The organism is Bradyrhizobium sp. 930_D9_N1_4, from assembly GCF_052076015.1.
Lineage (GTDB): Bacteria > Pseudomonadota > Alphaproteobacteria > Rhizobiales > Xanthobacteraceae > Bradyrhizobium.
This window is the reverse complement of the sequence record NZ_CP197236.1, coordinates 2,423,267-2,443,206: the sequence shown is the minus strand read 5'-3', so window position 1 is coordinate 2,443,206 and position 19,940 is coordinate 2,423,267. Positions and strand designations below refer to the sequence as shown.

The window sequence follows — 19,940 nt, the reverse complement described above, 5'->3', positions numbered from 1 at the left end:
CTCGAGGGACCTCGTCCGGAACGCGCACAGGCAAGCGCGTTCCGGCGGCTTTTGGCCCCCTTGAAGGCATCCGCGCCAGCGGGCACATTGCCCACCCAATCAAAAGCCCGGGTGAAGCATGAGCACGTTCGAACACATCATCGTCGACAGCAAAGGCGCGGTCGGCATCATCAAGCTGAACCGGCCGAAGATGCTCAACGCGCTCTCCTTTGGCGTCTTCCGCGAGATCGCCGCGGCCGTCGACGATCTCGAAGGCGATGACGCCATCGGCTGCATCGTCGTGACCGGCAGCGAGAAGGCCTTTGCCGCCGGCGCCGACATCAAGGAGATGCAGCCGAAGGGCTTCATCGACATGTTCTCCGAGGATTTTGCCGCGATCGGCGGCGACCGCCTCACGCGCTGCCGCAAGCCGACCATTGCCGCGGTCGCGGGCTATGCGCTCGGCGGTGGCTGCGAGCTCGCCATGATGTGCGACTTCATCATCGCCGCCGATACCGCCAAGTTCGGCCAGCCCGAGATCACGCTCGGCACCATCCCCGGCATCGGCGGCACCCAGCGCCTGACCCGCGCCATCGGCAAATCGAAGGCGATGGACCTCTGCCTCACCGGGCGCATGATGGATGCGGCCGAGGCCGAGCGCTCCGGCCTCGTCAGCCGCATCGTGCCCGCCGATAAGCTCATGGACGAAGTCATGGCCGCGGCGGAGAAGATCGCGTCGATGTCGCGGCCCGCCGTTGCCATGGCCAAGGAGGCGGTGAACCGCGCCTTCGAGACCACGCTCGCCGAGGGCATGAGCGTCGAGCGCAATCTGTTCCACGCGACCTTCGCGCTGGAAGACCGCTCCGAGGGCATGGCGGCGTTCATCGAGAAGCGCAAGCCGGTGAACAAGAACCGGTAAGCGGCTACGTCGCGCGGCTCCTCGCCAGGGCCGCGTTGACCAGCGCGCGATAGAAGCGCTCCGCCCAGGTTTTGGGACGATCGAGACCGAGGCGTGCAAGGCACGCCTCGTCGGCCTCGTCGGGCGTCCGCGTCAACCCTTGCCACAGCAGGCCCGCCAGCGCTCGCGGCGAACGTTGCGCGCCTTGCAGGATCTCCAGTGCCGGGATGAGGCGTTGCTCCACCTCGGTGAAATCGCAGCCGAACGGAAACGACGGCAGCAACCCGGCTTCACGCGCGGGCTTGAGCGCGCGCGCGATCCGCTCGGGATGGTTCTCGCGGTGGGCCGCCGGGATCTCGTAGCTGCGCGGCAATTTGCCGGCGTCCTTCGCAACCCGCGCCAGTTCGTCCTGGAAGCGTGAATCCGCGATCGCCAGCATGCCCGCGATGACATCGGCATCCGACTTTCCCCTGAGGTCGGCAATGCCGTATTCGGTGACGAAGACATCGCGCAGATGCCGCGGGATGGTCTCGTGCCCGTAGCGCCAGAGAATGTTGGATTTGGGCGAACGCCCGGCCTGGCGCGTCGCCTCGAGCGTCAGCACCGACCGCGCTCCCTCCAGCGCAAAAGCCTGCGCCACGAAATTGTACTGTCCGCCGACACCGCTCACCACCTGGCCGTCGTCGAGGCCGTCGGAGACAGCCGCGCCCAGCAGCGTCGCCATCATCGTGTTGTTGATGAAGCGCGCATCGACGCGCGCCCGGCGCTTCTGCTCCTCTTCGCCATAGAGCTCGTTGGTGAACGACACCGGCATCATCTGGATGCGCGCGATCGCCTCGGGCGGCATCTCGCGCAGCGCGCGATAGAAGGATTTCGGTCCGAGGAAGAAGGCGCCGTGCAGCACCACGCCGTCAACGGCGCGCTTGAGGATGCCGGCATCGATCAAGCCAATGAAGGCTTCGGTCAGCATTTCGCTGACACCATAGAGGCCCGCATCGAAAGCACCCGCTTCCCGCGCAACGGCTGGTCGCACGGGCGACAGCTTGGCTATGACGTCATGAAAAGCCGCATTGTCGCGATGGCGCAGGATCAGCCCCTGCGCCAGTGCATCGCCGATCTGCCCGATGCCGATCTGAAGCGTGCCGCCATCGCGCACCAGTGACGCCGCATTCAACCCGATCGCGTATTTCGTGTCGGAGATCGGCTCCGACGGAGGCGCGAACAGCGGAAAATCGGTTGCAGGGCTGTCCAGCACGGCGCTGAACTCATCGGCGGCCAGATCGCCCGCGCCCGGCATGAACGGCAGTTCGGAGTTCACCTGCGCGATCAGCTTGAACGACGCGCGCCCGGCGCGGCGTTCACGCAGCACGTCCAGCGTCGTGTCGGTGTTGCAGGACAGGCTGTAGCGCGGCACGCCGTCGACGACGCGCTTGGCCACCAGTTGCGTCACCACATTGAGTCCGCGCGCCAGCAAATAGCTCGCGGCATGGGTATAGTTGGCCGAGATGTAATTCTGCTGCGCGGCCGGCACGTGCAGCCAGCGGCCTGCCAGAAAGAAGAATTCAACAACGCGGATATTGGGCGGCAGCCGGCCCTCGCGCAGCGCGTCGGCATAGGCAAGATCGGGATAGAAGCCGAACAGGCGATCGATCACCGGCGCGATGAAGCGATGCTCGATCAGGCCTTTCGGCCTCGGCTTCTCCAGCGTCAGGGCGGACAGCAGCGTCAGCTTGATGTCAGGATCGGTGCAGGCTCGCGCATAGAGCGCGTTGACCACGTGATTGGCCTTGCCGAGACCTAGCGGCAGACCAACCACCAGATCGGTTCCGACATCGCGAATGATCTCCTCCGCAAGCGCATCGGGATCGGCGAAGAATTTCGGCATCATCCGTGGGGTCCGGACCACATTACAGGCACCTGACGGATCGGGAGCCGCCATGCGTCCTATACCGCATCCCGGAGCGAATTGGTGTGTGACGCACCTGCAACAAGCACGGAATACATGGGGGTTTCATCCGCGGCAGTTTGCCTGCGAGACCACGGCTGGTTAAACAGGTAACAGGCCGTCGTCGGCGGGGGCGGACAGCCGGGATTTTACGGGATCACATGAACGGGCTTACCGCCAATACTTGCCGCGTAAGGAAGCGGCGTCGATCGGGCGCGGGCCCTGTTTCTGTCGCATGGGCTGCGCTGATGCTCTCGTGCGCCCTGCCCTCCGCCGCATGGGCCGAAGCCCTCCCGGAGGCGCTCGCAAAAGCCTACCAGACCAATCCGCAGCTCAACGCCGAGCGTGCGCGGCAACGCGCCACGGATGAGAACGTGCCGCAGGCGCTCGCGGGCTACCGGCCGCAGATCGTGGCGAGCCTCAGCGCCGGCCTGCAATCGGTGCGCAATCTGCTACCCGACAACACCGTCCAGACCGCCAATCTGAAACCGTGGGTCATCGGCGTCACCGTGACGCAGACCCTGTTCAACGGGTTCCGCACCGCCAACAGCGTGCGCGCTGCTGAACTGCAGGTACAGTCCGGCCGCGAGGCGCTGCGCAATGTCGGCCAGGGTGTTCTGCTCGACGCGGTCACCGCCTACACCAACGTGCTGGCCAACCAGTCGCTGGTCGAGGCACAACGCTCCAACGTCGCGTTCCTGCGCGAGACGCTGTCCGTCACCCAGCGCCGCCTCAATGCCGGCGACGTCACGCCGACCGACAGCGCCCAGGCCGAGGCACGGCTCAACCGCGGTCTTTCCGATCTCAATGCCGCGGAAGTCGCACTCGCCGTCAGCCAGGCGGTCTACGCGCAGGTGATCGGCAACGCTCCGTCGCAGCTTCGCGCCGCCGAGGTCGTCGACCGCTATCTGCCGAAGAGCCGCGAGGACGCGCTCTCGATGGCGATCCGCCAGCATCCGGCGGTGATGGCGGCGGGCTTCGACGTCGACGTCGCCTCGACCAACATCCGCATCGCCGAGGGCACGCTGCTGCCGAGCGCCGGCCTCCAGGGCAGCGCCAGCAAAAGCCGCAACAACGACCCGACGCTCGGCACCTTCGCCGAGGACCAAGCCTCGATCGTCGCCAATGTCACCGTGCCGATCTACGACGGCGGCCAGGCCGCGGCGCAGACCCGGCAGGCCAAGGAGATCACGGCCCAGAGCCGGCTCGTGCTCGACCAGATCCGCAACCAGGCGCGCACGGCGGCGACCAGCGCCTGGGTCGCCAATGAAGGCGCCAAGATCGCGGTCTCGGCCTCGGAGTCCGAGGTGAAGGCCGCGACTGTCGCGCTTGGAGGCGTGCAGCGCGAGGCCGCCGGCGGACAACGCACGACGGTGGACGTGCTGAACTCGCAGGCCGATCTGATCCAGGCCAAGGCCCGCCTGATCGGCGCGCTGCGCGACCGCGTGATCGCCTCCTACACGCTGCTCAGCGCCGTCGGCCATCTCGACGTCAAGACCTTGAGCCTGAACACGCCGGACTATCTGCCGGAGGTGCATTACCAGCAGGTCCGCGATGCCTGGCACGGTCTGCGCACGCCGTCAGGGCAGTGACGCGCCGTCAACCGCCCCTTCAGCGCAAACGCTCTAGCGAACACGCTTGAATATGTCGGTACCCGTGGATTTCTGCGGCGGCCCACTGGGCGGCGTGTAGATCATGATCCAGTTCGTTCTCATCGTGGTGCCGCTGACCGCGCCGAACCACGTCGTGTGCGAGCTGCATTGGGTGAACGTCACCGCAAAGGTGACCGCCGCCCCTCTGGCGATTCCTTGTGCGGGGTACGGTATCCCCTGGCACTGATAACCTGGCGCCCTGTTCGTGAACGTGCCGGTGAACGGACCCGATGGATCGGCGTAATATACTTCGAGGGTCGACCCCCGCTGGTTCTGCCAAAGCGACCATGACGGCAATGCCTGAGCAGATGCGGCTGATTGAAGTCCAAGCAGGATGAAAAGCGCGAGCAATACTCTCTTCATAGGACCACGCTCCCTTGCGGAGGAAATTCTTAAAGTTGTATAGATCGATTGTATCTACCATATGATACAACCGTCATCAATGAATTCCCGCCAGCCGGGTACCGGGTGACGGTCCCCGCCGGCGACCGGTCCGCGTCCCCATCGATTGACTGGCGGCCGGCAGAAGATGCTATCCTCCCGGAAAACGACAATCAGGGAGAGAAACCGTGCTCAACCGACGCAGTGTCCTGCTGGCCTCCCTTGCCGCCGGAGTAGCCATGACCAACAAAGCCCACGCCCGCGCTGCGCAGCCCGCGACGCCGGTCAATTTCGACGTCCCGGCGCACGCCTGCGACTGCCACACCCATATCCACGGCGATCCCGAGAAATTTCCGTTCTTCGCCGGGCGCGTCTACACGCCCGAGCTGGCCTCGCCGGAGGAAATGGCCGCGCTGCACAAAGCGCTGCATATGGAACGCGTGGTGATCGTCACCCCGAGCGTCTACGGCACCGACAATTCGTCGTCCTTGTTCGGCATGAAAGCGCGCGGCGCGAATGCACGCGGCGTTGCCGTGATCGACGACAAGACGACGGAGGCGCAGCTCGATACGATGCAGCAGGACGGTTTCCGCGGCGTCCGCCTCAATCTCGCGACCGGCGGCGTCAACGATCCCAATGTCGGCCGGCCGCGCTTCACCGCCGCAGTCGAGCGCATGAAGGCGCGCGGCTGGCACGTGCAACTGTACACCACGCTTGCGATGATCACGGCGATCAAGGACCTGGTCGAGACCGCGCCGGTGCCCGTCGTGTTCGACCATTTCGGCGGCCTTGAAGCCTCGAAGGGCCTGGAGCAACCCGGCTTCTCCGATCTCGTCGCGCTGGTGAAGTCCGGCAAGGCCTATGTCAAGATTTCGGGTGCCTACCGCTCGTCGAAGCTTGCACCCGATTATCAGGACATGGTGCCGTTCGCGCAGGCGCTGATCGCGGCGAACGCGGACCGCATCGTCTGGGGCACCGACTGGCCGCATCCGGATTCGAGCCGCGTCGAGGGACGCAAGGCCACCGACGTCGCACCGCTCTACCAGATCGACGACGGGCGTCTGCTCAATCAGCTTCCGGTGTGGGCGCCGGATGCCGCCGTGCGCAAGAAGATCCTGGTCGACAACCCGGCGAAACTTTACGGGTTCTGAGTCGCGCCAAATCCAAACAGGTTCAACGGAACATTGCGCGGTTGCACACCGCAATGGAACCGTTGTCGCGAGAGCACAGGCACACTCGATTCACACGAACGTGTTGATATCCGCGTTCGATTTTCAGCCGTACGGTTGAGGCGACGATTCAATTTCGCCGGTACGCACGCACAGATTTCATTTGTTCGTGCGGTCACATGTCTTTGTCGCATTATCTCGCCGCGCTTGTCTCCGGCGTCGGAATTGGTTTCACCGTCGCCGCCCCCATCGGGCCCATGGGCATGCTGTGCATCCAGCGCACATTGGCGTCGGGCGTGGCCACAGGGCTCGCAACCGGATTCGGCGCGGCGACCGTGCATCTCACCTACAGCGCCCTTGCGGTTCTGGGACTAGGCTCGCTCGCGCAGCCATGGGTCGAGGCGAATGCCGCGGTCTTCGGCATCGTCTCAGCGTTCACCCTGCTGTGGTTCGCGCTCCGCACGCATCGGTGCTCCCTCGTGCTGCAGGAGGCCGGCACGATCGACAGCGTGCGTCTGGCGCGCGCCTATCTCAGCGCCATCGCGCTCGGATTGACCAATCCGCTGACGGTCATCCTGTTTCTGGCAGCGCTGCATGCATTCTCCACGCAGGCCGCCGCCGCACCGCTGATCGCGGGCGTTTTCCTGGGCTCTGCGATCTGGTGGATGGTGCTCAGCACGGTCGTTGCAACCGCGCGGTCACGGCTGACGCCGCGGATGCTGTCACTGAGCAGCCGCTTCGCCAGCCTGATCTTACTTGGACTCGGCACCATGATGCTGGTGCGGATCGCGCAACAGGCGCTGAGCTAGCTGCGCTTCAGCGCGCGCGGCGCGAGAAGAACGAGATCAGCACCGGCAGGGTCACCAGAATCACGATCGGCGCTAGCATCATGCCGGTGACGACGACGACCGCGAGCGGCTTCTGCACCTGCGAGCCGATGCCTTCCGACAGCGCTGCCGGCAGCAGGCCGACGCCTGCGACGACGCAGGTCATCAGCACGGGTCGCAGCTGCAACTCGCCGGTGCGTATCACCGCACTCATGCGATCCATGCCCTCTTCGATCAGCTGGTTGAACTGCGACAGGATGATGATGCCGTCCATCACGGCGATGCCGAACAGCGCGATGAAGCCGATCGCCGCCGAGACACTGAACGCCGTGCCGGTGATCAGAAGACCCAGCACACCGCCGAAGATCGCCATCGGGATCACGCTCATCGCAAGCAGCGTGTCGGTCATCGTGCCGAAATTGAACCAGAGCAGGACGCCGATCAGCGCCAGCGAGATCGGCACCACGATCGACAGCCGCCGGATCGCGTCCTGGAGATTTCCGAACTCGCCGACCCATTCCATGTGCGAGCCGGGCGGCAATTGCACCTGGTCGGCGATCTTCTGCTGCGCCTCGCGGATCGCGCTGCCGAGATCGCGCTCGCGCACCGAGAACTTGATCGGCAGATAGCGTTCCTGCTGCTCGCGATAGATATAGGCGGCACCCGAGACGAGGCTGATGGTGGCGACCTCGCTCAGCGGGATCTGCGTCACGGTGCCGTTCGGGCCGGGTGCGCCGATCCGCAAATTCTGGATCGCCTCGGCGCTGCGCCGATATTCCGGTGCGAGGCGCACGATGATCGGGAAGTGGCGGTCGGAGCCCGGCTCGTAGAGATCGCCCGCGGTGTCGCCGCCGATCGCGACCTTGATGGTGGCGTTGATGTCGCCGGGCGCGAGCCCATAGCGGGCGGCCTTGGCGCGGTTGATGTCGATCTGAACGGTGGGCTGGCCGAGCGAGGTAAACACCGCCAGATCGGTCACGCCCTGCACGGTCGACAGCACTTGCTTGATCTTGTTGGCGGTGTCGGTGAGCGCCTGGAGATCGCTGCCGAACAGCTTGATGGAGTTCTCGCCTTTCACGCCGGAGACGGCTTCGGAGACGTTGTCCTGGAGATATTGCGAGAAGTTGAACTCGACGCCGGGGAAGCGATCGTCGAGCTGCTTGAGCAGTTGCGCGGTCAACTCTTCCTTGTCGCGCGTGCCGGGCCATTGGCTGGCGGGCTTGAGCGGCGCGAAAAACTCGGCATTGAAGAAGCCGGCAGCATCGGTGCCGTCGTCGGGGCGGCCGTGCTGCGACACCACGGATTCCACCTCGGGCCGGGCCCGGATCAGCTTGCGCATCTCGTTGACGTAGGAGTTGCCCTCCTGGAGCGAGATGGTCGGCGGCAGCGTGGCGCGAATCCAGAGATTGCCCTCTTCCAGCTTCGGCAGGAATTCGAGACCGAGCAGCCGGGCGAGCGCGACCGTCGTCAGCACGAGACCGACCGCGGCGCCCAGCACGATGCCGCGGTTGGCGACGGCCCAATTCAGCACAGGCATGTAGATCCGGTGCAGGATCAGCATCACCCTGGTTTCGGTCTCCTTGACATGCGCAGGCAGGATGATCGCCGATAGCGCCGGCGTCACCGTGAAGGTCGCAAGGAGGCCGCCGGCCAGGGCGTAGGCATAGGTGCGCGCCATCGGCCCGAAGATGTTGCCCTCGACGCCCGACAGCGTGAACAGCGGCAGGAAGGCTGCGATGATGATCGCCGCGGCAAAGAAGATCGAGCGCGAAACGTCGGCCGCGGCGCTGAGGATGGCATGGCTCTTCATGCCGAACAGCGTCTCCGGCGACATCTGCTCGGATTCCGACATCGGCGTCGTCTGGGTCAGGCGGCGGAAGATCGCCTCCACCATGATGACGGTGGCATCGACGATCAGGCCGAAATCGATGGCGCCGACCGACAGCAAATTCGCGGATTCCCCGCGCAGCACGAGGATGATCACGGCGAAGAACAGCGCGAACGGAATCGTGGCGCCGACGATCAGCGCGCTGCGCAGATCGCCGAGGAACATCCATTGCAACATCACGATCAGCAGGATGCCGACCACCATGTTGTGCAGCACGGTGTGGGTGGTGAGCTCGATCAGGTCGCCGCGGTCGTAGATACGCTCGATGCGCACGCCGGGCGGCAGGATGCTGGAATTGTTGATGGTCTGAACGAGCTGGTGGACACGCTTGATGGTCGGCGAACTCTGCTCGCCGCGGCGCATCAGGACGATGCCCTGTACAATGTCGTCGGAATCGTCGAGGCCGGCAATGCCGAGACGCGGCCTCTGGCCGACGGTGACGTTGGCGACGTCCTTGACCAGCACCGGATTGCCGTTGGTCTGCGAGATCATGGTGTTGGCGAGATCGTCGATCGAGCGGATCAGGCCGACGCCGCGCACCACGGCCGATTGCTGACCGATATTGACCGTGTTGCCGCCGACATTGACGTTCGCATTGCCGACCGCCTGGAGCAGTTGCGGCAGCGTCAGGCCGTTGGCGACGAGCTTGTTGAAGTCGACCTGGAGCTCGTAGGTCTTGCTTTTGCCGCCCCAGCCGGTGACGTCGATCACGCCAGGCACGGCGCGGAAGCGGCGCTGGAGAATCCAGTCCTGGATGGTCTTGAGATCGAGCACGCTGTAGTTCGGCGGGCCGACCAGGCGATAGCGGAAGATTTCGCCGATCGGGCTCAGCGGCGAGATCTGCGGCTGCACGTTGCCCGGCAGCGGCGCGAGCTGCGCCAGGCGGTTCAAGACCTGCTGCTGCGCTTCGTCATAGGTGTAAGCGAAGGAGAACTGGATTTTGACGTCGGAGAGACCATAGAGCGAGATGGTGCGGATGGTCGTGATGTTCTTCAGACCTGCGACCTGGGTCTCGATCGGGATCGTAATGTACCGTTCGATCTCTTCCGCCGACAGGCCCGGGCTTTGCGTCACGATGTCGACCATCGGCGGGGTCGGATCGGGATAGGCTTCGATGTTGAGCTGGTTGAACGCGATGAGGCCGCCGATGAGCACGGCGACGAACATGCCGACCATCAGGAAGCGCCGGTTGACGGCAAGTGCGACGAGGCGATCCATTCAGGTCTTCAGTTCAGATCTTCAGTTTCTTGTGTCGTCGATCAGCTGCCGGATGCCGCGCGGTCGATGAAGAGGCTGCCCTTCACCACGATCTGCTCGCCGGGCTTCAAATTGCTGGTGACCTCGACGAGATTGCCGTTGATGAGGCCGATCTTGATCTGGCGCAACTCGACCGACTTGTCCTCGCGCGCGACCCAGATGCGGACCTGGTCGCCTTCATAGATCAGCGACTGCTTCGGCACAGCGGGCGCCGCACGGTCGCCGGCCGAATAGATCGTGACGTTGGCGAACATCTCGGGCTTGAGCAGCCCGTCCTTGTTGTCGATGGTGGCGCGGACCAGCAGACGGCGGGTGGCCGGATCGATCGCGGCGGCGACGTAGTTGATCTTGGCGGTGAGCGGACGGCCCGGCAGCGCCATCACGTTGACGGTGATGTCCTGCCCGATGCAGACCGCGGCGGCGTCGCTCTCGCGCACGAAGGCGGTGAGCCAGACCGTGGAGAGGTCGCCGACCACGAACACCGGATCGCTGGCGCCGGCGCTGACAAACTGGCCGGGCCCGATCTTGCGCTGCACGACCGTTCCGGAGATCGGCGAGTTGATCGTGATCTCCCGGTTGATGACGCCCTTGTCCTGGAACGCCTTGATGGTCTCGTCGGTGAAGCCGAGGATGCGCAGCTTGTTGCGCGCAGCCTCCAGCGCCGTCACCGAGGAGCGCATGTCGTTCTGCGCCTGGACCTGGGTCGCTTCCGCCTGCTGATAATCCTTCAGCGGAATGGCGTGGCCTTCATAGAGGTCCTTGGCGCGCTTGAACTGGATGTCGGCGAGATCGATCGCCGACTTCGCCTTGTTCTGCGCAGTCATCGCCGCGATGAAATCGTTCTGGGCCTGCACGGTGTCGGCGGCCTCGATTGTGAACAGCGGTTGACCCTGGGTCAGCATCTCGCCCGGCTTGGCGAGCAGCTTGGTGACGCGGCCCGCATAGGGCGAGAACACCGGCGTCGAACGATCCTCGTCGACTGCGACCTTGCCCTCGGTGACATACTCGGCCCGGAAGGTCTTGGCCTTCACCGGCTCGATCGTCAGCGTCGCCCATTCGGACGCCGTCGGCGTGAAGTTCTGCGCATTCCGGCGCGACTGGCTGGAAATCTCGGAGTGCTTCTTCTCTTTGCCGCCCGCATAGAGGAAGCCGTAGGCCCCGGCACCCGCAAGAGCTAGTAAAACTACGGACGCGATCACCCGTCGTTTTGTAACAGCCTGCAATCGCTTGGTATTTTCAACTACCATGGGGCCCGGTCGTGTCTGCGACGATCTCGGCAGGTGGCTGCCTGATCGGTCGCGCTAATAGTGCTGAATTGGGATTTCAAACAACCTAAAAAACGCTTCGCACCTTTCGAACTGCGTTAAAATTTTGCGATGCGTCAGGTTCACGTCAGCTTCGCTGCGGCCACTGTGCCGGATGACTGCCAAGGGGCATCGCCGGACGGCTCCATTGCGCCGGCGTTGACGACAGCAGTGCAGAATGCTGCACCGCCTTCAACGTACCAAAGCCTGATGGCACGCTCTCGATAAACGCAGCATGTACGGCCTCACCTGTGAGATCCGGGGTGTTCAAGCCGCCGTCGAGCCGGCCGAGATTCCAAAGCCAGCGCCCGGTCTGAGCCAGCGACACGCGCACGTGCCAGCTGCCGCCTTCGCTCGCCTGGCGCGCCTTGGCCATCATCGCGCCGAACGCCATCAGATAGCCGGTGGCGTGATCGAGCATCTGTGCCGGCAATTCCTTGGGACCCTCGATGCCGGCGGCCTGTCCTTCGGCGTGATTGAAACCCGTTGTTGTCTGCACCAGCGAGTCGAAACCGCGCCGTTCGGCCCAGGGACCGGAATGGCCATAGGCCGACAGCGTGACATAGACGATGCCGGGATTGATCTCCGCAGCATTTTCCGGCGGAAAGCCGAGAGCGGCGAGCGCGCGCGGACGATAGCCTTGCGAGAAGATGTCGGCGTCTTTCAGCAGTTCGCGCATCTGCGCCTTGCCTGCCTCGCTCTTCAGCTCGATGAGGGTGGTGAGCTTGCCGCGGCCGGTGTCGATGGTGAGCCATGGGATCGCCGGCAGTTCGGGCCCCGAGACCAGCAGCACATCGGCACCATGCGCGGCGAGCGTGCGGCCGGCAACGGGGCCTGCGATGACGCGGGACAGATCGAGCACGCGCAGGCCCGCGAGCGGTCGATCGCCCCTTGGCCACGGCTTTGGCGCGGCGTCGCCGATCTTCTCGATCGAGATCAGCGGGAGTTCGGCGAGCCCGCGCGCCTGCGGCAACGCGGACCATTCGTCGTAGGATCGCATCAGGGCAACGACGCCGCCCGCTGCATAAGCCGCGGTCTCGAAGTCTTCGCCCTTCCATTGCGTCAGTGCAGCCTGGACTTTCTCGCGCTCCGCCTCGCAGCCGAGCACCTTGCAGACGGCATCGCGATGATGCGGAAAGTTGGTGTGGCAGCGGACGAAGCGGTTGTCGCCGGTCCTGTAGACGCCCGCGATGGCGTCCCATGCTGGCGGCGGCGGCTTGTCGTCGAGGCGCAGATAACGCTCGGAGCGGCATTCGGCGACGGCGTGGCGCATGTCGACGGAGACATCCTGTATCTCGCCGCTGCGCAGCCGCCAGATCTCCGCGGCGGCGAGGCCTGCGGCAGCGATCGTGGTTTGGCCGGCAACCGCAACGCGAAACGAGGACGGGATTTGCGGCTCCTCCCCGGTCAGCCGCACGCGTTCGAGCGCGGCCTTGTCGCCGCCGGCGGAGGTCCAGATGTCTTTGAGAATGTCCGCGGGGCTTTGCATGGCCGCTTCTCTCCCTTACTTTTCTGCGGTCGTCTTCTAGCACATAAAGGAATGCAATGGCTGCCATCGATCCCCTCACCGCAGGCGCCGTGTTCATCGCAACGGCGGCCACCGACGCGGTCTATGTCATGTTTACCTCGGCCGTGATCGCGCGAAAACGCGTGCCGGCGGCGAACTGGAGCGCGGTCTGGTACATGCTCTCCTCCTACGCGGTGATCAGCTATACCGAAAACGCCTTCTATGTCGCGTTCGCGGCAATCGGCTCATGGGCCGGCGCCTATGCGTCGCTGACCTTCCTGCACCGCCCGCCCGGCGGCCCGCCGGTGGGGGCTGCGCCCGAGTGAGGCGGCACGCCTCTCTCCGCGTCATTGCGAGGAGCCCTTGCGACGAAGCAATCCAGACTGCTTCCGCGGGTGCATTTCTGGATTGCTTCGCTGCGCTCGCAATGACGATGTGGAGGCTTCTGCGTCTCCCTTGAAGCGGCTACACTCCCTGTCACCAACAAAAAGGAAAACCAACAATGGATCTCGGTCTCAAAGGAAAAAATGCCATCGTCCTCGGCGGCACGCGCGGCATCGGGCGGGCGATTGCGGCAACGCTGGCCGGTGAAGGCGCCAATGTCGCGGTGTGCGCGCGCAACGCTGATCAGGTTGCGGCCACCGTTGCCGAGTTGAAGGCCGGCGGCATCAACGCCACCGGCGGTTCGGTCGACGTCACCGACGGCGCGGCGCTGAAATCCTGGATCGAGAGCGCTGCAAAAGATCTCGGCGGCGTCGATCTGCTGTTCTCCAATGCCGGCGCGATGTCGCAAGGCCACGATCCAGCATCGTGGGAGCAGAACTTCCGGCTCGACGTGCTCGGCGCGGTGCACGCGTTCGACGCCGCACGGCCGTTCCTCGAGGCCGGCGGCGAAAAGAGCGGCGATGCCGCCTTCGTCATCATCTCCTCGATCTCGGCGGCGCAGGCCGATCTCGCCAGCTCCTACGGTCCGATCAAGGCAGCGCTGATCCACATGGCCAAGGGTCTGGCGCGGCAATACGCCAGGAAGAAAATCCGCGTGAATGTCGTCTCGCCCGGCACCGTCTATTTCAAAGGAGGCGTCTGGAACATGGTCGAGCAGAACATGCCCGAGCGTTACAACGACGCGATGAAGCGCAATCCGACCGGCCGCATGGCAACGCCGCAGGAAATCGCAAGCGCGGCGGTGTTTCTGGCAAGCCCGGTGTCGGGGTTCACGACGGGGTCGAATCTCATCGTGGACGGCGCGATCTCGAATCGGGTGAATTTTTGAGGGGGGCTCGCGCCTGCGAATCCCGTCATCCTGAGGTGCGAGGCATGGGACGCAAGGCGTCCCATGGGGAGCCTCGAAGGATGCACGGCCCCGCTGCTGCAGCCGGGCCGTCGCCCTTCGAGGGCCGCTGAAGGAGCGGCCACCTCAGGGTGACGGTGATAGAGTTGCGCATTGACCAAGCCTAATGAAAATCCCGCGACGGCGGCAGGATGCGGGCGTTGCGGGGGTGGCGGATTTTCTGCGCGGGCATGTCCGTGAGAGCGCGGGCGTCTTCGTTGAGCGGCTCGACGACCGTGGCGCCGGCCGGCAAGGGATGCTTGCGGCTCAGGGCGTCGTTGGCGAGGCCGACCAGATCGTGCGAGCGGTCGATCATGCGCTGCGCGATGAGATGCGTCACTTTTTCGGGGCTGCTCTGGATATAGCCCTGGACCTCGATGAGGCGCGCGCCCATCACCTCTTTCCGGTACTGCTCCATGACCTTGGGCCACACCACGACATTGGCGATGCCGGTTTCGTCCTCCAGCGTCATGAACACGACGCCGCTGGCGCTGCCCGGCCGCTGACGCACCAGCACCACGCCGGCGCAGCGGACGCGGCGCCGCTCGTTCTCGTGGCTGATGTCCTTGCAGGCCACGACGCGCTCGCGCGAAAACATTTCGCGCAGGAATTCCATCGGATGGCCTTTGAGCGATAGCCGGATGGTCTGGTAGTCCGCGACCACCTGCTCGGAGCGCGGCATCAACGGCAGCGGCTTTGCGTGCTCGTCCGGCTGCTCGCGCGCGGTCGCCGCTTCGAACAGCGGCAGTGCGACATCGTCGGGCAACCGCCGCACCTGCCACAGCGCCTCGCGGCGATCGAGCCCCAGCGAGCGGAACGCATCGGCATCGGCGAGCAGGATCAGTGCGCGCTTGGGCAGGCCGGTGTCGCGGGCGAAGTCTTCGAGCGAGGTGAAAGGGCGGAGATTGCGGGCGTCGATGATGCGATCGGCCCAGTCTTTTGGACTGACATATTCTTCACCTCGCCTCTCTGTCTGCTGCTTCTTGAGATTCTCCTCATCCGGATCAAGCCAATGGAAGCCGTCGATCTGGCGGAAGCCCAGACGCACGGCGCAGTATTTGCTGTCGGCATTCTCCAGCGTGTTCTGCGCAGCACTGTAGGAGACGTCGATGTCGCGCACCTCGACGCCATTCTTGCGGGCATCACTGACGATTTGCGCAGGCGCATAAAAGCCCATCGGCTGCGAGTTCAAAAGGCCGCAGCAGAACGCATCGGGGTGATGGTACTTCAGCCATGACGAGATGTAGACGAGCTGCGCGAAGCTTGCGGCATGGCTCTCCGGGAAACCGTAGGAGCCAAAGCCCTTGATCTGGTCAAAGCAGCTTCGAGCAAAATTGGGATCGTAGCCGCGCGCGACCATGTTGCCGATCAGCTTCTCCTCGTATTGGCCGATGGTGCCGACATTGCGGAAGGTCGCCATCGAGCGGCGCAGACCGTTGGCTTCCTCAGAGGTAAATTTCGCCGCCTCGATCGCGATGCGCATGGCCTGCTCCTGGAACAGCGGCACGCCTTTCGTCTTGTGCAGCACTTTGTAGAGTTCGTCCGCGGGACCATGCTCGGGCGATGGCGAAGGATAGGTCACTTTCTCCAGACCGTTCCGTCGCCTCAGGTATGGGTGAACCATATCGCCCTGGATCGGCCCGGGGCGTACGATCGCGACTTCAATGACGAGATCGTAGAACGTCCGCGGTTTCAACCGCGGCAGCATGTTCATCTGGGCGCGGCTTTCAACCTGGAACACGCCGAGCGACTCGCCATCACACAGCATGTCGTAAACCTTGGGATCGTCCTGCGGCACGCTCGCCAGCACATAACGTTTACCCTTGTGCTGATCGATCAGATCAAAACACTTCCTGATGCAGGTCAGCATGCCCAGCGCGAGCACGTCGACCTTCATCATGTTGAGCGCGTCGACGTCGTCCTTGTCCCATTCAATAAAAGTGCGGTCGTCCATCGCGGCATTGCCGATGGGGACATAGGTGTCGAGCCGGTCCTGGGTCAGCACATAGCCGCCGACATGTTGCGAAAGATGGCGCGGAAATTCGATCAGCTCTGTCGCGAGCTCGACCGCAAGGCCGATCATCGGATTGCTGGGATCGAGTCCGGCCTGCCTGACCTGCATGTCGTTGAGGCCCTTGCCCCAGCTGCCCCACACCGTGTCGGCGAGCGCGGCGGTGACGTCCTCGGTCAGACCCAGCGCCTTGCCGACGTCGCGGATGGCGCTGCGCGGGCGATAATGAATAATGGTGGCGATGATCGCGGCGCGGTGGCGGCCGTAGCGGCGATAGACATATTGCATCACCTCCTCGCGCCGCGAGTGCTCGAAATCGACGTCGATGTCGGGCGGCTCCAGCCGTTCCTTGGAGATGAAGCGCTCGAACAACAGATCGACCTGGGTCGGATCGACCGAGGTGATGCCGAGCACGTAGCAGACCGCCGAATTCGCCGCCGAACCGCGGCCCTGGCACAGGATGTTCTGGCTGCGCGCGTAGTGGACGATGTCGTGCACGGTGAGGAAGTAGTGCGCGTATTTAAGCTCTGCGATCAGCGCGAGCTCCTTCTTCAGGGTAGCGCGGAGCTTGTCGTCGATCTGGCCGCCGAAATATTTGTCGACGCCTGCCCAGGTCAGATCTTCCAGATGCCCTTGCGCGGTCTTGCCTGGCGGCACCGGCTCGTCTGGATACTGGTATTTGAGCTGATCGAGCGAGAAGACAATCTTGTCCACAAAGCGCATCGTCTCCGCGATCGCCTCGGGGAAATCGCGGAACAGCCGCGACATCTCGCGGGGCGTCTTCAGGAAACGCTCGGCATTGGCTTCCAGCTTGCGTCCGACCGCTTCGATCGTGGTCTTTTCCCGGATACAGGTGAGCACGTCCTGAAGCGGACGGCGGCCGGGATCGTGATAGAGCACCTCGTTGGTGGCGAGCAGCGGCACTTTGGCTGTTGCGGCGAGATCGTCGAGCCGCGCCAGACGGCGGCGGTCGTCGCCGCGATAGACCAGGCTCGCCGCCAGCCATACGCCCTCCGCGCGGCTCGCTTTCAGCTTTGCCAGAATATCCAGCGCCTGCGTAGGCTCGAAGCGATGCGGCAGCGTCAGGACCAGGAGCTGGCCTTCCGCAAACTCCAGAAGGTCCGCGAAAGTGAGCTTGCACTCGCCCTTCTCGATCCGCGTGATGTCGTCGCCACGCTTGCCTCTGGTCAAAAGCTGGCACAGTCGGCCGTAGGCGGCGCGGTCGCGCGGATAAACGAGAATGTCGGGCGTGCCGTCGATGAAGACGATGCGCGCGCCGATCAGCAGTTTCGGCTTGTTCAGCACCTCCTTGTTGTCGAGTTCATTCCAGGCCCGCACCACACCGGCCAGTGTGTTGTGATCGGCGATGCCGATCACGGGAATGCCTAGCTTGCTGGCCTGATGCACGTAAGCGCGCGGATCCGAGCCGCCGCGCAGGAAGGAGAAATTCGTGGTGATGCCAATCTCGGCATAAGCGGGCGTGCTCATGCGAAGAGACCGTGCACGTACCAGCCGGGAGACGCGGGCTTGCCATCGCCGTCGAACACCTCGCCCTCGTAGAGACCGTCGCGAAAGATCCAGAAGCGCAGGCCCTCGGCATCCTCGATGCGGAAATAGTCCCGCGTCAATTGCTTGCCGTCCTGCCGCCACCATTCCATCGCGATGCGCTCGGGCCCTTCCACGCGCACCACGGCATGTTTTGCGCGGCGCCAGGTGAATTGATGCGGCGGACCGTCGGGTACGGTCGCAAACGGCACGGTGACCGGCTCCGGCTTGTCGAACAGCCTTAAGGGACGCAGCGGCGGCTCGCTCTCGGCGCGCGCGGGCCATTCGGCCTGCATGGCGGCGGCGAGATGATGCTGCGCGGGCGCCGCCAGCACTGCACATTCGGGGATGTGGGTATCCTCAGGCAGGTGCACGACGACGCGCTTTCCCCCGATGCGCGCGGCAATGCGGTCGATCAGTAAAGAAAGCTCGTCATTGTCATGGACATGGGCGTCAAGGTCGCGCTGCTCCTGCACCACGATCTCGGTCCGGCTTGCCGACAGCCGCACCATGTCGAAGCCGAAACCGGGGTCGAGGGGATCGGCGAGCGCATCGAGCCGCTCGCGGAACAGACGGTCGATCACGGCGCTGCGCGTCACCGGACGTCCGGTCTCGACCATGATCGCGCGCACCGCGCCGTCGGTGCGGAAGAAAGCGGCCTCCAGCCGCCGCGCGCCCTTGCCCTGCTTCTCCATCGAGACGATCAACGTATCGGCCAGCCGCGACAGCGTCATCGCGATCATGGTGTCGGTCGCGATCGGCTCGGCGAAACGTTTCTCCACGATGTAGTCCGGCAGCGGTTTCCGCGGGTTGATCGGCGCATCGCCCTGCCCCAGCGCATGCGCAAGCAGCGTGGAGAACCGCGCACCGAACCGCGCCGTAATTTCGCTCGGCGCGCGCGAGGCAACATCGCCGATGGTCTTCAGCCCGGCGCGGCGGAGGCCAGTGGTGATGGCCTCCCCCGCACCGAGCGCGGACACCGGAAACCGGTCGATGGCCGCCGCCTCTCCGCCATCGGCGACGATGATGCCTGATGTCTGCCGCGTCAGCGTCCGCGCGCAGACCGAGGTTCCCGCGATCGCCGCACTGACGGCAAAGCCTTGCCGGGCCAGCGCACGGACCAGCGTCTGCAACAGCGCGGCTTCGCCGCCAAACAGATGCGCGCAGCCGGTGATGTCGAGAAACAGCCCGTGCGGCGCATCGAGTGCCACCAGCGGCGTGAAGCGGTCGCACCAGTCGGCGATGTCGCTGAGCGTCTTCGCATCGGCCACGACATCGGCGTCGAACACCTTCAAGTCCGGACACATCGCCCGGGCATTGGCGAGCGGCTGACCGATATGCAGACCTAAACGTTCGGCGGTTTCGTCGAGCGCATGGATCACCAGCGCATTGGTGTCCTTGATGACGACAATGCAGGGATCATTATGATTCTTACCCAGCCCGGCGCTGTTGAAGAAACGCTGGATCCGGTCGATGGGCAGGCGCGGCAGCCACAGGCTGAGGATACGCCGTCGGTTCAGAGAACTGGCACTCATCACATTTCCATTCCATGATCCACCGGCCGCACGGGCCATGACGATTGCGCAACAGCTCGGCATCGAAGCGCGGCGCGCCCCAGGCACTCCATGCTGAGCCCGGCGGCGAATGCGCGGCGCGCAGCATCCATCGCGTCTCCGCGGTCGAGGGCAAAGGTTGCGCGGCCATCCGCAGCATCAGGCCGGTGACGCCGGACGATTGCGCGGCCAGCGTCAGCTTGCGGCTCGCGACGAGATCGAACTGCCTGACATCGCCCCAGAGCTCGAGCACGACGGCACCGAGCGCATCGCAGGCGAGCGCGTCGGCCGAGCTGCGCAGCGCGCTCTCGACGTCGGCCGCACGCACCATCACCACGCGGCGCGGATCGAGGCCGATCTCGGCAAGCCCGCTCATCGACAGCGCGCCGGTTTCAATTTCCGAAAAATCCTGTCGCACCCACAATAGCGGCCGCTGCACCGAGATGCGTCCCGCGAGGCCCATGACAAAACCCGTCGCGGCCGCGCCCTGACGCCCTTCGCAAAACACCTCGTGGATCACCGCGCGGGCGAGCCCGCCCTTCAGGGCACAGTCCACCTCGGGGTGGCCGAGCGCGACGCGACCCTGCTGATGCACGATCTCTGCCGTCTCGATGCGCTCGATCTGGCCGCGCAAGGTCGCAAGCGCGCTGGCTCGTGCGCCGCTCATGCTCGCCGCTCCTTCAGGGGTGATTGC

General features: G+C 64.6%; 14 protein-coding genes. 6 read left to right on the top strand and 8 right to left on the bottom strand.

Going from position 1 to position 19,940, the window contains the following annotated elements:
* The first annotated feature begins 118 nt into the window (after nucleotides 1-118).
* Nucleotides 119-898 (top strand): enoyl-CoA hydratase, encoded by a 780-nt coding sequence (locus AB7532_RS11290; protein WP_441234865.1) that lies wholly within the window; start codon nucleotides 119-121, stop codon nucleotides 896-898.
* Between the two features lie 4 nt (nucleotides 899-902).
* Here the strand turns inward: AB7532_RS11290 and AB7532_RS11285 are convergent, their stop codons facing one another.
* Nucleotides 903-2,762, bottom strand: coding sequence for an acetyl-CoA hydrolase/transferase C-terminal domain-containing protein (locus AB7532_RS11285; protein ID WP_441239242.1), 1,860 nt, complete (start codon nucleotides 2,760-2,762; stop codon nucleotides 903-905).
* 308 nt (nucleotides 2,763-3,070) lie between these two features.
* On the opposite strand from AB7532_RS11285, the gene AB7532_RS11280 reads away from it, so the two are divergent.
* Nucleotides 3,071-4,414: a TolC family outer membrane protein gene (locus AB7532_RS11280; RefSeq protein WP_441234864.1), complete on the top strand. Its 1,344-nt coding sequence runs from the start codon at nucleotides 3,071-3,073 to the stop codon at nucleotides 4,412-4,414.
* A gap of 33 nt (nucleotides 4,415-4,447) precedes the next feature.
* On the opposite strand, the gene AB7532_RS11275 is transcribed toward AB7532_RS11280, so the two are convergent.
* Nucleotides 4,448-4,837 carry an avidin/streptavidin family protein gene (locus tag AB7532_RS11275; protein ID WP_441234863.1) on the bottom strand — a complete coding sequence of 130 codons (390 nt, stop codon included), beginning with the start codon at nucleotides 4,835-4,837 and terminating at the stop codon, nucleotides 4,448-4,450.
* 206 nt (nucleotides 4,838-5,043) lie between these two features.
* On the opposite strand from AB7532_RS11275, the gene AB7532_RS11270 reads away from it, so the two are divergent.
* Nucleotides 5,044-6,006 (top strand): amidohydrolase family protein, encoded by a 963-nt coding sequence (locus tag AB7532_RS11270; RefSeq protein ID WP_441234862.1) that lies wholly within the window; start codon nucleotides 5,044-5,046, stop codon nucleotides 6,004-6,006.
* Between the two features lie 197 nt (nucleotides 6,007-6,203).
* Nucleotides 6,204-6,833 (top strand): LysE family translocator, encoded by a 630-nt coding sequence (locus AB7532_RS11265; RefSeq protein ID WP_441234861.1) that lies wholly within the window; start codon nucleotides 6,204-6,206, stop codon nucleotides 6,831-6,833.
* 7 nt (nucleotides 6,834-6,840) lie between these two features.
* Here the strand turns inward: AB7532_RS11265 and AB7532_RS11260 are convergent, their stop codons facing one another.
* The 3 genes from AB7532_RS11260 to AB7532_RS11250 all read right to left on the bottom strand — a co-directional run bounded on the left by AB7532_RS11260 (nucleotide 6,841) and on the right by AB7532_RS11250 (nucleotide 12,789).
* The gene (locus AB7532_RS11260; protein WP_441234860.1) at nucleotides 6,841-9,957 is read right to left on the bottom strand and encodes an efflux RND transporter permease subunit; all 3,117 of its coding nucleotides are present in this window, start codon (nucleotides 9,955-9,957) and stop codon (nucleotides 6,841-6,843) included.
* 41 nt (nucleotides 9,958-9,998) lie between these two features.
* Complete coding sequence (locus AB7532_RS11255; RefSeq protein ID WP_441234859.1) at nucleotides 9,999-11,243, bottom strand: efflux RND transporter periplasmic adaptor subunit; 1,245 nt, start codon at nucleotides 11,241-11,243, stop codon at nucleotides 9,999-10,001.
* 145 nt (nucleotides 11,244-11,388) lie between these two features.
* Nucleotides 11,389-12,789, bottom strand: coding sequence for a CoA transferase (locus tag AB7532_RS11250; protein WP_441234858.1), 1,401 nt, complete (start codon nucleotides 12,787-12,789; stop codon nucleotides 11,389-11,391).
* Nucleotides 12,790-12,845: 56 nt separating this feature from the next.
* On the opposite strand from AB7532_RS11250, the gene AB7532_RS11245 reads away from it, so the two are divergent.
* Nucleotides 12,846-13,133: a hypothetical protein gene (locus AB7532_RS11245; RefSeq protein WP_092024185.1), complete on the top strand. Its 288-nt coding sequence runs from the start codon at nucleotides 12,846-12,848 to the stop codon at nucleotides 13,131-13,133.
* A gap of 176 nt (nucleotides 13,134-13,309) precedes the next feature.
* On the top strand, nucleotides 13,310-14,080 hold the full coding sequence (locus tag AB7532_RS11240) for an SDR family NAD(P)-dependent oxidoreductase (RefSeq protein ID WP_441234857.1): 771 nt from the start codon (nucleotides 13,310-13,312) through the stop codon (nucleotides 14,078-14,080).
* Nucleotides 14,081-14,261: 181 nt separating this feature from the next.
* On the opposite strand, the gene AB7532_RS11235 is transcribed toward AB7532_RS11240, so the two are convergent.
* From AB7532_RS11235 to AB7532_RS11225, 3 genes are read right to left on the bottom strand one after another with little or no spacing between them, the layout of a single operon-like run.
* Nucleotides 14,262-17,636, bottom strand: a complete 3,375-nt coding sequence (locus tag AB7532_RS11235; RefSeq protein WP_441234856.1) for an error-prone DNA polymerase — start codon at nucleotides 17,634-17,636, stop codon at nucleotides 14,262-14,264.
* Entirely contained in the window at nucleotides 17,633-19,228 is a 1,596-nt protein-coding gene (locus tag AB7532_RS11230; RefSeq protein WP_441234855.1) for a Y-family DNA polymerase, read from the bottom strand. The genes AB7532_RS11235 and AB7532_RS11230 overlap by 4 nt, the downstream gene beginning before the upstream one ends.
* On the bottom strand, nucleotides 19,125-19,913 hold the full coding sequence (locus AB7532_RS11225; RefSeq protein WP_441234854.1) for an ImuA family protein: 789 nt from the start codon (nucleotides 19,911-19,913) through the stop codon (nucleotides 19,125-19,127). Before AB7532_RS11225 ends, AB7532_RS11230 begins: the two co-directional genes overlap by 104 nt.
* Nucleotides 19,914-19,940: the final 27 nt, after the last annotated feature.